This window comes from Tersicoccus mangrovi (assembly GCF_036881825.1).
GTDB lineage: Bacteria > Actinomycetota > Actinomycetes > Actinomycetales > Micrococcaceae > Tersicoccus > Tersicoccus mangrovi.
Map to the genome: position 1 here is coordinate 457,029 of NZ_JBAJMW010000003.1, position 14,463 is coordinate 471,491.

A 14,463-nucleotide genomic window follows, 5' to 3' on the forward strand; every position below is an offset into this window, starting at 1 on the left:
GGGGACCGCACGGCGCCCGGGCGACCCCCCGAGAGGACAGAACCATGAAGGCAGTGGTGTGGCACGGCGAAGGTGACATCCGACTGGACACGGTGGACGACCCCACGATCACCACACCGACCGACGCGATCGTGCAGATCACCCGGAGCGCCATCTGTGGCACCGACCTGCACTTCATCCGCGGAACGATGAGCGGGATGCAGGAAGGCACGATCCTCGGCCACGAGGCCGTCGGCGTGATCACCGAGGTCGGGTCCGCGGTCCGCCGCTTCGCCCCGGGCGACCGGGTGTTGATCAACTCGACGATCTCCTGCGGCGCCTGCCGCAACTGCCGGCGCGGCCTGACCGCCCAGTGCGACGTCGCCAACCCCAACGGCCCGCTCGCGGGCACGTCCTTCTTCGGCGGCCCCCAGGCCACCGGCCCGGTCAACGGGCTGCAGGCCGAGTACGTGCGCGTGCCGTACGCGGTCAACACCCTCATCCCGCTGCCGGAGAACGTCTCGGACGACCAGGCGATCCTGCTCTCGGACATCTTCCCGACGGCATGGTTCGGGGCCGAGCTCGCCGGCGTCAACCGCGGTGACACGGTCGCCGTCTTCGGCGCCGGCGTCGTCGGCCAGTTCGCCATCGCCTCCGCGTTCCGCCAGGGCGCCGGCCGCGTGATCGCCGTCGACGGCCAGCCGTCCCGGCTCGCCACCGCGCTCGGGCAGAACGCCGAGGTCATCGACTTCAACGCCGAGGATCCGATGCAGGCGATCCTCGACACCACCCAGGGCATCGGCGTGGACGCCGTCATCGACGCGGTCGGTGTCGACGCCCAGCGGCCCTGGGCCGGTCCGGCGAAGAAGGCCGGCGACGAGCAGGCCGATCAGTTCGACGCCGAACGCGAGCAGGTCGCGCCCGAGACGAACGTGCAGGGCGAGAACTGGGTGCCCGGTGACGCGCCGTCGCAGGCCCTGCAGTGGAGCGTCGGATCGGTGGCCAAGGGCGGCCGGCTCGGCATCATCGGCGTCTACCCGCCGAGCATGACGTCCTTCCCGATCGGGCAGGCGATGAACAAGAACCTCATCATCAAGATGGGCAACTGCAACCACCACACGGTGACGCCGCCGCTGCTCGACATCGTCGCGTCCGGCCTCTTCGACCCGACGAAGCTCATCACCCAGCACGAGCCGCTCACGAGCGCCGTCGAGGCCTACGAGTCCTTCGACCGGCGGGAGGAAGGATGGCTGAAGACGGAGCTGACGGTAGGCTGAGCGGTTCCGCCCGCCGCACCCGCGGCGTGAGCGGCACGCCATCGTCGAGGAGGACCATGCGCCTGGATCCCAGCGAGCCGGCCACGGGGCCGATGCCCACCTACGAGGACCGGGGTGACGTCGGATACCGGAAGTCCCTCGGGAACCTGCAGATCCAGATGATCGCGATCGGCGGGGCGATCGGCGTCGGACTGTTCCTCGGCGTCGGCCAGCGCCTCGCCGCCGCGGGACCCGCCCTCGTCCTGGCCTACCTGGTGGTCAGCGTCGTCGTCTACTTGATGATGCGCGCCCTCGGGGAGATGGTGATCTACCGGCCGACCACGGGGGCGTGGGTCTCCTACGCCCGCGAGTTCGTCTCCGACCGGCTCGCGTTCATGACCGGGTGGATCCACGTGACCCTCGCGGCCGTGGCCGGCGTCGCCGAGATCGCCGCCCTGGCGGTGTACGTGCAGTACTGGTGGCCGGATCTGCCCGGCTGGATCCCTTCGCTGGTGGCGGCCCTGACCATCGTCGGCTGCAATCTGCTGTCGGTGAAGTGGTTCGGAGCCATCGAGCTCGGGGCCTCGTCGGTCAAGGTCCTTGCCATCCTGCTGTTCCTGGCGGCGGGCGTGGTGCTCGTCGTCGCTGGTGACGTGTTCCACGCACCCACCACCGCCTCGATCTCCCACCTGTGGGCCGACGGCGGCTTCGCGCCCAGCGGACTGCTGCCGCTGCTCGTCGTCCTCGGCGGCGTGGTGTTCTCCTTCTCCGCGATCGAGACGGTCGGCGTGTCCGCGGGGGAGGCCGCCGACCCGGCCCGCTCCATGCCGCGGGCGATCAACTCGGTGGTGCTGCGGATCGGCCTGTTCTATCTCGGGTCCATCCTCGTGCTCTCCCTGCTGCTGCCCGCCGACCGGTACTCGGGCGACGAGTCGCCGTTCGTCACCGCGCTGGCGTCGCTGAACATCCCCGGCATCGCCGGCATCATGAACTTCGTCGTGCTCACCGCGGCGATATCGGGCGTGAACGCCACCCTCTACTCGAGCGTGCGCGTGCTGCGGAACATGGCCGCCCACGGCCAGGCCCCGCGGGCCACGGTGTGGGTCTCATCGCGGGGGGTGCCCGCCGGGGCGATCCTGTCCGTGCTCGGCGTCTACCTGCTCGGCATCGTGCTGATCTACGCGCTCGGCGCCTCGGCGGCGTTCGAGGTGATCCTCAGCGCCTGCGCGGTGTTCATCCTCTTCGGCTGGATCTCGATCCTCGTCTCCCACCTGGGATACCGACGCGCGGTCGCCCGAGGGCGGGCCCACGCGGTCGACTTCCGGCTGCCGGGCGCGCCCGCGACCAACGTGATCGCCCTGGTGTTCCTCGGCGCGGTGGCGCTGTACATCATGGTCGACCAGTCCAACCCGCACTGGTACTACAGCCTGATCGCGGGCGTGGTCATCGTCGTCGGCACCAACGTCGGGTACGAGTTCTCGAAGCGGCACGTGCACCGCAACGGCCTGCCCGACGTCGGGGCGACCGCCCGCTCGCGCGACGCCGAGCCCGAGTCGGTCCGGCGCGGCTGAGCGGGGCCCGGGCGCCGCTCGCCCGGGCCGCCGTCAGCGGTTCGCGATCAGCTTCTCGCTGCGGTTCCACAGCTGGCGGGCGAGCACGACGTCGTTCGCCTGCGGGTTGACCCGCGCCGGCTTGCGCTTCGCGTAGTACTCGCCGGACGTCCACGCACCACCGGGCTCGGTGGCCAGCCAGACGCCGGTGTCGGCGCCCTGGGCGGCGCTGAGCAGGAACCGGTTGAACACCGGGCCGTAGACGAACCGGAACCAGCTGCCGGACTCGACCGAGAAGTTGGTCGCCACGCCCCCGGGGTGGAACGCCGTCGCGGTGATGCCGTCGGCGTGGTGGCGCCGGTGAAGCTCGCGGGTGAAGAGGATGTTGGCCAGCTTCGCCGACCCGTAGGCGCCCTGCGCCCGGTACGGGCCGCGCTCCTTGTCCAGATCGTCGACGTCGATGCGGCCCCACAGGTTGGCCGCGGACGACGTCGTGACCACCCGGGCGCGGCTCGCGGTCAGGACGGGCAGCAGCCGGTTGGTGAGCAGGAACGGGGACAGGTGGTCCACCTGGAAGGTCATCTCGTGACCGTCGCCGGTGGTCTGCCGCTGGCCGAAGACGGCGCCGGCGTTGTTGACGAGCACGTCGATGCGCGGGTACTCGTCGACCAGCCGGGTGGCCAGCTGCTCGACCTGCGCGAGGTCCGCGAAGTCGGCGAGCAGGAACGGTGCGTCGATCTCCTCCGCGACGGCCCGGGTCTTCTCCGGGGAGCGTCCGACGACGACCACCCGGTCTCCCGCCGCGGCGAGGCTGCGGGCCATGGCCGCGCCGATGCCGTCACTGGCTCCGGTGACGACGACCGTCCGCTGTCCGCCGTCCTGTCGGCCGTCTTGATCCTGTCCGTCGGTGTTCGCGGTGTCGTTCGTGGGTGAGTCGCTCATGGCCGCTCCCTCGTCGTAGGTCCCGGAGCCGTGCGGCCCGGATTCCGGCGCGCAGCCGGGGCGGCCGCGCTCGGGCTCAGCCTACGGGCCGCCTCCGACCGTTCTCTGACCGCGGCGGAGCTCCTCACACCGACGGCGCCCGTCACGCCCCGTGCAGCACCTTGCCCTTCGTCTCCCGGATGGTGAGCAGGGTGGCCGCGCTGATCAGCAGCAGGACGATCGTGTAGAGGCCGAACGCCGTCGTGCCGGCGCCCGGGAACCACGTCGCGAACCCGGCCTGCAGGTAGGCGGCCGTGCCGCCGAACGCGGCGACGGCGATCGAGTACGGGATGCCGACACCGATGGTGCGCACCGACGTCGGGAACAGCTCGGCGTAGACCGCGGGCACGATCGCGGCGGATGCGGAGATGACGATCAGCATCGCGGACATGCCGAGCCCGAGCTGCCACGCCGTGTCCCGGACCAGCCAGGTGGCCGGGAAGAACAGCACGGCCGAGCCGATGCCGCTGATGGCCAGCACCGGCTTGCGGCCGAACCGGTCCGAGAGCTTGCCCCAGAACGGCAGGGCGACGATGAAGACGAGGTTGGCCACGACGCCGGCCCACAGCGCGCCGGCCGGTTCGATCTTGAGCACGTTGATGGCGTAGGCCGGTGTCGAGACGCCCCACACGTAGTAGACGACCGTGACGCCGACCGTCAGCCCGATCACCTGCAGTGCCTGCCGCCAGTGGGCGGCGAGGTCCGCGAAGAGGCCGGTCCGGGCCGGGGTGACGGTCGTGCCGTCCTGCCCCACGACCGGCAGGGACGCCGTCTTCTCCGCCTCGAACACCTCGGACTCCTCCATCCGGGCCCGCATCACGAGGGCGACCAGGCCGAGCACGGCGCCGAGGATGAACGGGATGCGCCAGCCGAAGGCCGCCATCTGGGACGTGGGCAGCACGGTCGAGAGGACGGCGCCGAGCAGCGTGCCGAACAGGATCCCGACGGTGCCGGACACGTAGATCAGCGAGGCCCAGTACCCGCGCCGGGAGGCGGGGGCCATCTCCGAGAGGTACGTCTGGGCGCTCGGCAGCTCGCCGCCGTGGGCGAGGCCCTGGACGAGGCGGGCGATGAGCAGGATGAGGGATGCTGCCGAGCCGATGGACTCGTAGCTCGGGGTCAGGCCGATGGCCAGCGAGCCGAGCGACCCGAGGCCGACGCAGAGGGTCAGGGCCGTCCTGCGGCCCAGCCGGTCACCGATCCAGCCGAAGAGAAATCCGCCGAAGGGTCGGGCGACGAAGCCGACGGCGAAGATCGCCAGCGTGGCGAGGAACGCGCTCGAGGGGTCGGCCTTGCTGAACAGCTGGGTCGAGATGAAGGACGCGAAGGTCGCGTAGATCGCCCAGTCGTACCACTCGACGGCGTTGCCGGCACCGGTGCCGATCAGGGTCTGGACGAGGCCGACGCGCCTGGGCGTGGTCGTCGTGCTGGGCGTGGTGCCCGGGGCGGGCGGCGGAGCGGCGGGATCGACGTTGGCGGACATGGGTTCCTCCTGGGGTGAGGGTGCAGTGGGATGCGACGTGAGCAGGCGGGCGGCGCTGGTCACGCTGCACTGGTCAGGCGAGCGTGGCGAGCGTGGCGAGCCGGTCGATCGCGAGCCGGCTGTAGAGGGCGACGCCGTCGGCGAGCACGGCATCGTCGAACAGGGCGTACGGGGAGTGGTTGTACGCGGCAGTGGTGTGGTCCGCGCCCGCGGGTACCGCGGAGAGGAACAGGAACGCGCCGGGCACCTCGGCGAGCACGCGCGAGAAGTCCTCCGACCCGGCCTGCGGGTGCGCCATGTCCTGGTGCCGGTCCGGTCCGAACAGCTCGCCGACGACGGTGCGCGCGAACCGGGTCTCGGCCGCGTCCGTGACGGTGAGCGGGTACTCCTCGACGTACTCGACGGTCGCGGTCAGGCCGTGGCCGGCGGCGACCGCCTCGAGCAACTGCGGCACCGACTCCTTCAACCGCGCCTTCGCCGCCGCCGAGAACGAGCGGATGGTGGCCTCGAGCCGAGCCGACTCCGGGATGACGTTGCGACGGGTGCCCGCCTGCAGCACGCCGACGGTGACGACGACCGGGTCGAACACGTCGAACTGCCGGGTGACCATCGCCTGCAGCGCCATCACCATCTCGGCCGCGACGGTCACGGGGTCCTTGGCCGCGAACGGCGCCGAGCCGTGGCCGCCGGCGCCGTGCACGGTGACGAACAGGCCGTCGGAAGCGCTCATCGTCGAGCCGGGCCGGGACAACACGGTGCCGCCGTCGGCCATCGAGCTCATCACGTGCAGGCCGAAGGCGGCGTCGGCACGGCGACCCGCGGCGTCGAGCACCCCCTCCTGGAGCATCACGCCGGCGCCGTCGAACCCTTCCTCCCCCGGCTGGAACATGAGGACGACGTCGCCGGCGAGCTGGTCCCGGCGGCCGGCGAGCACCCGCGCGGCCCCGGTGAGCATGGCGGTGTGCAGGTCGTGCCCGCACGCGTGCATGGCCCCGTCCACCCGGGAGGCGAAGGACACGCCGGTCTTCTCCTGCACCGGGAGGGCGTCCATGTCGCCGCGCAGCAGGACGACGGGACGCGACCCGTCCGTCGCGCTGCCCGCTCCGCCGCCGCTTCCCCGCAGGACGGCGGTGACGGACGTCGTGCCGGTGCCGGTGGAGATCTCGTAGCCGAGCCCGTCGAACGCGTCGAGCACCTTCTCCTGGGTGCGAGGCAGGTCAAGCCCGATCTCGGGCTCCTGGTGCAGGCGGTGACGCAGGTCGGCGACGTCGCCGGCGACGGCCCGCGCGTCGTCGAGCAGGGCGACGGTCAGGTCGGCGGAGGAGGACGGCATGGTCACGGGGGATCCTTCGGTCGAACGTTGCGACGTTTCCCCCGAGCGTGGTGTGAGCGGGATCACCCGGTGTGAGATCGTGGAAATACTGCATCGATCATCGCCGGAACTGGAGGATGCTGCGTGGAATCGCCTCTGGAGGACCTCGAACTGGTCCACGCGCTGCAGATCGCACCACGGGCCACCTGGACGCAGCTCGGCGACGTGCTCGGCCGCCATCCGAGCACCCTCGCCGCACGCTGGGACCGGATGAGCGCGGAGGGCCGCGCCTGGATCACCGGGCACCTCGGTTCGGTGGGCAATCCGGGGTGCGTGACGTTCGTCAGCGTCGAGTGCCGACCCGGGCACCGCGCTGAGGTGATCGAACGGCTGTGCGCGGTGCCCGAGATCGCGACCGTCGAGGAGTCGGCCCGGTCCTGGGACGTGCGGCTGACGGTACTGACCCGCACGTGGCAGCGGTTCACGCGGGACGTGCTGCCGCTCGTGCGCGCCGACCCGGCGATCCTGCGGACGCAGGTCACCGTCGCCAGCCGGCTGTACGCGATGGGCAACAACTGGCGCCTCGACGTGCTCTCCCCCGCCCAGCAGCGCCGGGCTGCCGCCCTCACGCCGCTGCACGTCCGGCCGCCGGGGGCGACGCCGCCGCACCTGACGGAGCTGATGGCGATGCTCTCCCGTGACGGCCGGGTGAGCGCAGCGCAGGTGGCGGCGACGACCGGCACGCATCCGACGACGGCCGCCCGCCACATCCGCCAGGTGCTCGAGACCGGCCTCGTCGCCGTGCGGTGCGAACTGGCGCAGGAGTTCTCCGGCCACCCGGTCGCGTGTCAATGGTACGTGCGGGTCTCCCCCGCTCAGCTCGACGCCGCGCTCTCGTTCCTGCGCGCGCACCGGACGCTGCGCCTGTGCGCGTCGACGACCGGCGACACGAACCTGACGTTCTTCCTGTGGCTGCGCAGCCCCGCCGAGATCGCCGACGTCGAGGCCGGCCTGCAGGCCGCGGCGCCCACCGCGCAGGTGATCGAATCCGACGTCGGCGTCCGCACCCACAAGCGGATGGGCTGGTACCTGCGGGAGGACTCGACGGCCACCGGCCGCGTCGTCCCCGTTCCCGGTGGGGAGTGACGCGGGCCGCCGATCGCGCCTCGGTGCAGTTACGCGCCAGGCGTGAGCCAGCCGGTTTCGCCCGAAAGCCATGCTCAAAGAGCCCCGCATTCGGGCGACACCGGCCAACTCAGCGAGATCCGCAGGCGGAACTGACGGACTCACGAGAACCGGACGAGTGTCGAGGTCTCATCCCGCCTGAGACAGCCGATCCCGCCCGAAAGCCATGCTCAAAGAGCCCCGCATTCGAGCGAAACCCGCTGACTCACCGCGACAGATGGGCGAAACCCGCTGACTCACCGCGACAGATGGGCGAAACCCGCTGACTCACCGCGACAGATGGCGAAACGGCTCAGCCGCTGATGACCTGCGGGTTGCCCAGGGCCTTGAGGCCCTCGACGCCGAACTCCAGACCGTAGCCGGACTGCTTGGCGCCGCCGGACGGGACGAGCGGGTTGACCTCGCCGTGCTTGTTGATCCCCACGGTGCCGGCCTCGATGCGACCGGCCACCTCGCGGGCGGCGGCGGGGTCGGACGACCACACCGAGGCGCCGAGCCCGACGTCGAGCCCGTCGGTCATGGCCACGGCCGTCCGGCTCAGCGGGCGGGCGCGGCGTCCTTCGATCGACTGCCCAGCAGGTGCGGCCCGAGGTCGGCGATGCTCGCGGCGCCCATCAACTGCATCGTCACCTCGATCTCCCGGGCGAGCAGCTCGATCACCCGGTCCACGCCGTCGCGCCCGCCGGCCATCAGCCCGTACAGGTACGCCCGGCCGATCAGGGTGAAGTCCGCGCCGGCGCACAGGGCGGCCACGATGTCGGCGCCGGAGAGGATGCCGGAGTCGAGGATGATCTCGACGTCGTCCCCGGCCTCCTCGCGCACCGCGGGCAGCGCCTCGAGCGAGACGGGTGCCCGGTCCAGCTGCCGGCCGCCGTGGTTGGAGACGACGAGCCCGTCCGCCCCGGTGCCGAGCGCGCGCCGCGTGTCCTCGCGCGTGAGGATGCCCTTGACGAACAGCCGGCCCGGCCACACCGAGCGGATCCAGGCCAGGTCGTCGAGCGAGAGCGTGGGGTCGAACATCGAGTTGATCAACGACGGCAGGTCCTGGCTGGAGCCGGACAGCGACGCGAACGCGAGCGGCTCCGTCGTCAGGAAGTTGAACCACCAGGCCGGGCGGTAGGACGCGTCCGCGATCGTCGCCAGCGAGAGCCTCGGCGGGATGACCATGCCGTTGCGGGTGTCGCGGAGCCGTTGACCGGCCACGGGCGTGTCGACGGTGACGAGCAGGGTGTCGAACCCGGCGGCCTGGGCGCGTTCGAGCAGGTCGAGCGACTTCTGCCGGTCCTTCCACAGGTAGAGCTGGAACCAGCGCCGCGCGTCGGGGGCGACGGCCGCCACCTGCTCGAGCGACCGGGTGCCCATCGTCGAGAGGGAGAACGGGATGCCGGCCGCGGCGGCGGCCCCCACCCCGGCGTCCTCGCCCTCGGCCTGCATGAAGCGTGTGAACCCGGTGGGCGCGATGCCGAACGGCAGGGCGGATCGGCCGCCCGCGATCGTCGTCGACAGGTCGACGGTCGCGGTGCCGTGCAGAATGCGCGGCAGCAGTTCGACGGCGTCGAACGCGGCCCGGCTGCGCGCGAGGGTCAGCTCTCGCTGGGCCGCGCCGTCGACGTAGTCGAAGGCCGCCCGTGGGGTCCGGCGTCGCGCCATCCGGCGCAGGTCGGCGACGTCGACGGCCTTCGCCAACCGCGACCGGCGGTCCAGCCGCGGTGCCTGGACGCGCAGCAGCGGACGGAGCTCTCGCAGATTCGGCAGGTGGCGTTGCACGGCGGTCTCCTCGGTCGGCGGACAGGCATGAATGGGCGTGCGCGGGCGTCCCGTGGCTCACCGGTGCGGCGAGTCCGTCACCTCCGCACTCGCGCCCCGGTCAAAGACCGCCCCGTGAGGGCGGAACCGACGGACTCAGCGCGACGCGCGGGCGGAACCGGCGGACTCAGCGGCCGGCGGCGATCCGGTCGATGGCCAGCCGGGCGTAGAGTGCCGCGCCGTCGGCGAGGACGTTGTCGTCGAACGTGGCCCGCGCCGAGTGGTTGAACGCCGCGGTCTCGTGGTCGACGCCGTCGGGCACCGCCGAGAGGAACAGGAACGCCCCGGGTACCTCGGCAAGCACCCGCGAGAAGTCCTCGGAGCCGGCCAGCGGGTTCGGCATCGCGGCGTACCGCCGGTCGCCGAGCAGCTCGGTGACGACGCCGCGGGCGAAGTCGCTCTCCTGCGGATCGTTGACGGTGACCGGGTACTCGTCGTGGTACTCGACGGTCGCGGTGAGCCCGTGGCTCTCGGCGATCCCGCGCACCAGCGGCGGCACGATCTCGGCGAGCCGGGCCCGGGCCGTGTCGGAGAAGGAGCGCAGCGTGGCCTCGATCCGCGCGTCGTCCGGGATGATGTTGCGCTTCGTGCCGGCGTGCAGCGAGCCGACCGTGATGACGACGGGGTCGAAGACGTCGAACCGGCGCGTCACGAGGTTCTGCAGGGCGGTGACGATCTCGGCGGCGACGGTCACCGGGTCCTTCGCCTTGAACGGCATCGAGCCGTGACCGCCGACGCCCTCCACGGTCACGTCGAGGCCGGCCGAACCGCTCATCATGGTGCCCGGCCGGGAGAAGACGACGCCGGTGGGGGCGAGTGCGCTGGCCACGTGCATGCCGAAGGCGGCGTCCGGGCGGCGGCCCGCGGCGTCGAGCACGCCCTCGCGCAGCATCACCCCGGCGCCGTCGAAACCCTCCTCACCGGGCTGGAACATGAGCACGACGTCGCCGGCGAGTCGGTCGCGGCGGGCGGCGAGCAGCGTCGCGGCACCGGCCAGCATCGAGGTGTGCAGGTCGTGCCCGCAGGCGTGCATCACGCCGTCGATCGTCGAGGTGAAGGGCTGGCCGGTCTCCTCCTGCACGGGCAGGGCGTCCATGTCGCCGCGCAGCAGCACGACGGGCCGGTCCGCGCTGCCCGAGGAGCCGTCGGATCCACCGCCGCGCAGCACCGCCGTGACCGAGGTCGTGTCGGTGCCCGTGGTGATCTCGTACCCGAGTCCGTCGAGCCAGCCGAGCACCTTCTCCTGGGTGCGGGGCAGGTCGAGTCCGACCTCCGGTTCCTGGTGCAGCCGGTGGCGGAGGTCGGCGATGTCCGGGTGCAGTTCCCGGGCGTCGTCCAGCAGCGAGGCGGTCAGGTCGGCGGAGGAGGCGTTCACGGTGGCCTTTCGGGTCCGGGACGGTCGGTCCTTCGACCCTACTCGTGTCCTCCGTCCCTCGTCAGGGGCGTCCGGCCGACAGGAAGCGGCTCACACGTCGGGAAGCTTGTCGCCCGCCCACGGGTAGGACGGCTGCGCGCCGTGGGCCCGGCACGTGAAGGCGCCCACGCGCGCGGCCACCCGCGCCGCGTCGATCAGGGCGTCGCCCCGCGCCAGCCCCATCGCGAGGGCGCCGACGAAGGCATCACCGGCGCCGGTGGTGTCCACCGCGTCGATGGTCGGGGCGAGCACGGGGACGATGGCGTCACGCTCGGTGACGAGGGCGCCCCTGCCCCCGAGCGTCATGACGACGGAGCGCACGCCGGCGTCGCGGAGCCGCTGGACGACCTTGGCGGCCTCCAGGTCCCGGTACCCGCGCTCCCCCGGCCCGGTGGGCGGCGGCACGAGCTTCTCGAGCAGCAGCAAGCCCTCGTGCTCGTTGACGACGAGCGGGTCGGCCGCCCGGACGACGTCCAGGTCGATCGCGTCCGGAACCGGCGCGGTGTTGAAGATGAGCCGGCCGCTGCACAGGGAGGCGGCGCGTTCGATGCCGTCGACGGGGATCTCGCCCTGGATGACGACGATGGCCGCGTCGCGCACGACCTGCGCGGCGGCGTCGACCATCGCCGCGTCGACCGCGCCGTTGGCCCCGGGCACGACGACGATGCTGTTCTCGCCCGTCTGATCGACCTCGACGATGGCGAGTCCGGTGGGGTCGTCGACGGCAGAGACGGCGGCGAGGTCGACGTCGGCCTCCTTCAGCAGGGCGAGCGCCTGGTCGGCGTGGGCGTCCTTGCCGACGGCGCCGACGAAGCGCACCCTGGCGCCTAGCCGGGCGGCGGCGACGGCCTGGTTGGCGCCCTTGCCGCCCTGGGCGATGGAGCCACCGGTGCCGAGCACGGTCTCGCCCGGCTTGGGGTGCCGTTCGACGCGGACGAACAGGTCGGCGTTGATGGAGCCGACGACCGCGATCACGGCGTCGGACGGGGTGGTCTCACTCATCGGGTCGCTCCCTCGGTCGTGGTGATGCGGTCGGCGTCCTGGTTCCCGGGCCGGGACACGGCGGCGATGGCGTCCACCACCAGGTCCCAGAACCGTTCACGGTCCAGGTCGACGGCCACCTGCGTCGTGCAGTCCTCCGGCGGCGGGACCCGGAAGTCCGCCACGGTCATGCCCAGGGTCAGCTCACCGCGCAACTCGACGTCCAGCGGGACCTTCCGCGTCGTCATCACCTGCGGGTCGATCAGGTAGGCGACGGTGCAGGGGTCGTGCACGGGCGGGTCGTCGAAGCCCTGGTTGTCGCGGTAGGCCTGCCGGAAGAAGCCCATGAGCCCGAGCACCACCTCGGCGCAGTTCGAGCCGATGGCCCGGATGCGCTCCTCGACGTCGGCGGTGACGAGGGCCTGGTGGGTCAGGTCGAGTCCGACCATGGTGAGCGGCCACGGCTCGTTGATCACGATATGGGCGGCCTCGGGGTCGACGATGATGTTGAACTCGGCGACGGCGCTCCAGTTGCCCGTGTGGTAGCCGCCGCCCATCAGGACGACCTCCCGCACCCGCTCGACGATGCGCGGTTCCTTGCGGGCGGCCATCGCGATGTTCGTCAGCGGACCGGTGGGCACGAGGGTCACGGTGCCCGGCTCCCGCGACATCACGGTGTCGATGATGAAGTCGACGGCGTGGGTGTCCTGCACGGGCACGGTCGGCTCGGGCAGCTCGACGCCGTCGAGCCCGGACTCGCCGTGAATGCCGGGCGCCACCGTCAGATCCCGCACGAGCGGCCGCACGCAGCCGGCGTGGATCGGCACGTCGTCGCGGCCGCACACGGCGAGCATGCTCTGGGCGTTCCGGGTGACCTTGGCGAGGGTCTGGTTGCCGCCGATCGTGGTGATGCCGAGCAGGTCGATGGCGGGGTTGCCGAGCGCGAGGATGATCGCGACGGCGTCGTCGTGCCCGGGGTCGCAGTCCAGGATGATCGAGCGGGCCATGACGGGCGTGTCCTCTCGGCGGGGTGGTCGGGGTCAGTGGGTGGCCGGACCGGCGCCCTCGACCCGCGCGGCCACGGCGGCCGGGTCCGGGCGCGGGATCAGGACCGAGACGGCCAGGGCCAGCAGGACGAGGATCCCGCCCGTCACGATACCGGCGGTGTAGCCGGCGCGGGGGCCGGAGCCGGTCGCGACGAGGGTGTCCACGGCGAAGAGGACGGCGAAACTGATGCCGGCGCCGAGGTTGAACGCGCCGGCATTCAGGCCCGGCAGGTAGCCGGGGTTGTCCTCGGGGCTCAGGACGATACCGAGGCCGTTGAGCATGATGTTGGAGATGCCGGCGTAGGTGACGCCGATGAAGAGGGAGACGACGAGCAGCAGGCCGGGCGAGGGTGCCGATGCGGTGACGACGGCGAGGGCGACGCCGATGACGGTGCCGATCAGCCCGATCTGCAGAACACGGTGGTAGCCGAGCGAGCCCGCGAGGCGTCCGGCGACCGGCCCGATGACGAGGCCGGCGAGGGCGTACGGGGTCAGCGTCACCCAGGAGACGGCGTCCGCGCCGATGCCCGGGCCGGCCGCCGGATCCTGCGCGAGGTTGGGGATGAGGCCGTTCATGATCGCGAACACGCCGGTCATGGTCAGCAGCGTCGTGGACAGCAGTGCCCAGGTGCGGCGCTGACGCAGGTAGCGCGTGCTGACCAGCGGGTGCGACGACCGGTCCTCGATCCGCCAGAACACCGCGAACGCGGCGGCGGCGACGAGCAGGAGGACGATGACGAGCACCCAGTTCGCCGTCGCGAGCTCCCCGGCCTGGTTGAACGCGACGAGCGCGCAGCCGATGGCGACGACGAGTGGGGCGACCCCTTTCCAGTCCATGGGCGGCGTCTGGACCGCGGTCGACTCGAGGGTCGCGCCGCGGACGGCGACGACGGCGATCGCGCAGATCACCGCCATCACCTAGAAGATGGACCGGAACCCGAAGGTGCCGGCCAGCCAGCCGCCGGCGAGCGCGTCGACCCCGGCGATGCCACCGTTGACGGCGGTGAGCACGCCGAGCAGCGTGGCGTACAGCTTCGGGTCGGGCACCTGGACGCGCAGCATGATGAGGCAGATCGGCACGACCGGCCCGGCGACGCCCTGGATGATGCGGCCGACGAACAGGACGCCGACGCTCGGGGCGAGGGCGGAGACGACACAGCCGACGCCCGTGACCAGCAGCATCAGGGTGAGGACGCGGCGCCGGCCGATCAGGTCACCCCAGCGGGGCAGGAACAGCGAGAACAGGGCGGCGGCCGTGAAGAAGGCTGTCTGGCTGACGCCGATCTGCGCCGTCGTGGTGTTCAGCTCGCGTTCCATCGTGGCGAGCGCCGGGGAGAGCATCGAGGCGTTGAGCTGGAAGGCGAAGACGGCCACGAGGAGGGCGACGACGAGCCCGGCGACGTTCGTGGTCCTGGCGGCGGTGGACGGGTCGGACATGGCGCACCTCCCGGGTTCGGTCGGGTGCGCTCA

General features: G+C 72.0%; 12 protein-coding genes and 1 pseudogene. 3 read left to right on the plus strand and 10 right to left on the minus strand.

Translation table 11 applies throughout. The features are described from left to right. Nucleotides 1–44: 44 nt before the first annotated feature. A complete protein-coding gene (locus tag V6N00_RS08260) occupies nt 45–1,256 on the plus strand; it encodes a zinc-dependent alcohol dehydrogenase (RefSeq protein ID WP_334231594.1) in 1,212 nt (403 codons plus the stop codon). A gap of 56 nt (nt 1,257–1,312) precedes the next feature. After that, a complete protein-coding gene (locus V6N00_RS08265; protein ID WP_334231595.1) occupies nt 1,313–2,806 on the plus strand; it encodes an amino acid permease in 1,494 nt (497 codons plus the stop codon). A gap of 33 nt (nt 2,807–2,839) precedes the next feature. Here V6N00_RS08265 and V6N00_RS08270 read toward each other — a convergent pair whose 3' ends face one another. The 3 genes from V6N00_RS08270 to V6N00_RS08280 form a co-directional block, all read right to left on the minus strand. Beyond that, a complete protein-coding gene (locus tag V6N00_RS08270; RefSeq protein ID WP_334231596.1) occupies nt 2,840–3,727 on the minus strand; it encodes an SDR family oxidoreductase in 888 nt (295 codons plus the stop codon). Between the two features lie 142 nt (nt 3,728–3,869). Beyond that, nucleotides 3,870–5,249 (minus strand): MFS transporter, encoded by a 1,380-nt coding sequence (locus tag V6N00_RS08275; RefSeq protein WP_334231597.1) that lies wholly within the window; start codon nt 5,247–5,249, stop codon nt 3,870–3,872. Between the two features lie 73 nt (nt 5,250–5,322). Further along, nucleotides 5,323–6,582: a M20 metallopeptidase family protein gene (locus tag V6N00_RS08280; protein WP_334231651.1), complete on the minus strand. Its 1,260-nt coding sequence runs from the start codon at nt 6,580–6,582 to the stop codon at nt 5,323–5,325. A gap of 123 nt (nt 6,583–6,705) precedes the next feature. Between V6N00_RS08280 and V6N00_RS08285 the strand changes: the two genes are divergently transcribed. Further along, nucleotides 6,706–7,707, plus strand: coding sequence for an Lrp/AsnC family transcriptional regulator (locus V6N00_RS08285; RefSeq protein ID WP_334231598.1), 1,002 nt, complete (start codon nt 6,706–6,708; stop codon nt 7,705–7,707). Between the two features lie 331 nt (nt 7,708–8,038). Here V6N00_RS08285 and V6N00_RS08290 read toward each other — a convergent pair. From V6N00_RS08290 to V6N00_RS08320, 7 genes and pseudogenes are all read right to left on the minus strand, one after another. Further along, nucleotides 8,039–8,275 (minus strand): annotated as a pseudogene (locus tag V6N00_RS08290) (aldehyde dehydrogenase family protein); the annotation flags it as partial. A gap of 8 nt (nt 8,276–8,283) precedes the next feature. After that, complete coding sequence (locus tag V6N00_RS08295; protein ID WP_334231599.1) at nt 8,284–9,513, minus strand: alpha-hydroxy acid oxidase; 1,230 nt, start codon at nt 9,511–9,513, stop codon at nt 8,284–8,286. Between the two features lie 166 nt (nt 9,514–9,679). Beyond that, nucleotides 9,680–10,927 (minus strand): M20 metallopeptidase family protein, encoded by a 1,248-nt coding sequence (locus tag V6N00_RS08300; RefSeq protein ID WP_334231600.1) that lies wholly within the window; start codon nt 10,925–10,927, stop codon nt 9,680–9,682. 90 nt (nt 10,928–11,017) lie between these two features. Continuing rightward, on the minus strand, nt 11,018–11,968 hold the full coding sequence (locus V6N00_RS08305) for a ribokinase (RefSeq protein ID WP_334231601.1): 951 nt from the start codon (nt 11,966–11,968) through the stop codon (nt 11,018–11,020). Then, nucleotides 11,965–12,954: a uridine-preferring nucleoside hydrolase UriH gene (gene uriH, locus V6N00_RS08310; RefSeq protein ID WP_334231602.1), complete on the minus strand. Its 990-nt coding sequence runs from the start codon at nt 12,952–12,954 to the stop codon at nt 11,965–11,967. The genes V6N00_RS08305 and uriH overlap by 4 nt, the downstream gene beginning before the upstream one ends. Nucleotides 12,955–12,987: 33 nt before the next feature. Next, the gene (locus tag V6N00_RS08315; protein ID WP_334231603.1) at nt 12,988–13,908 is read right to left on the minus strand and encodes an MFS transporter; all 921 of its coding nucleotides are present in this window, start codon (nt 13,906–13,908) and stop codon (nt 12,988–12,990) included. 3 nt (nt 13,909–13,911) lie between these two features. Next, nucleotides 13,912–14,430 (minus strand): MFS transporter, encoded by a 519-nt coding sequence (locus V6N00_RS08320; protein ID WP_334231604.1) that lies wholly within the window; start codon nt 14,428–14,430, stop codon nt 13,912–13,914. Nucleotides 14,431–14,463: the final 33 nt, after the last annotated feature.

Excerpts from the sequence above, each read along its gene's own strand:
- V6N00_RS08260 (WP_334231594.1), top strand. The coding sequence starts at position 45 with ATGAAGGCAGTGGTGTGGCACGGCGAAGGTGACATCCGACTGGACACG.
- V6N00_RS08265 (WP_334231595.1), top strand. The coding sequence starts at position 1,313 with ATGCGCCTGGATCCCAGCGAGCCGGCCACGGGGCCGATGCCCACCTAC.
- V6N00_RS08270 (WP_334231596.1), bottom strand. The coding sequence starts at position 3,727 with ATGAGCGACTCACCCACGAACGACACCGCGAACACCGACGGACAGGAT.
- V6N00_RS08275 (WP_334231597.1), bottom strand. The coding sequence starts at position 5,249 with ATGTCCGCCAACGTCGATCCCGCCGCTCCGCCGCCCGCCCCGGGCACC.
- V6N00_RS08280 (WP_334231651.1), bottom strand. The coding sequence starts at position 6,582 with ATGCCGTCCTCCTCCGCCGACCTGACCGTCGCCCTGCTCGACGACGCG.
- V6N00_RS08305 (WP_334231601.1), bottom strand. The coding sequence starts at position 11,968 with ATGAGTGAGACCACCCCGTCCGACGCCGTGATCGCGGTCGTCGGCTCC.
- uriH (WP_334231602.1), bottom strand. The coding sequence starts at position 12,954 with ATGGCCCGCTCGATCATCCTGGACTGCGACCCCGGGCACGACGACGCC.
- V6N00_RS08315 (WP_334231603.1), bottom strand. The coding sequence starts at position 13,908 with ATGGCGGTGATCTGCGCGATCGCCGTCGTCGCCGTCCGCGGCGCGACC.
- V6N00_RS08320 (WP_334231604.1), bottom strand. The coding sequence starts at position 14,430 with ATGTCCGACCCGTCCACCGCCGCCAGGACCACGAACGTCGCCGGGCTC.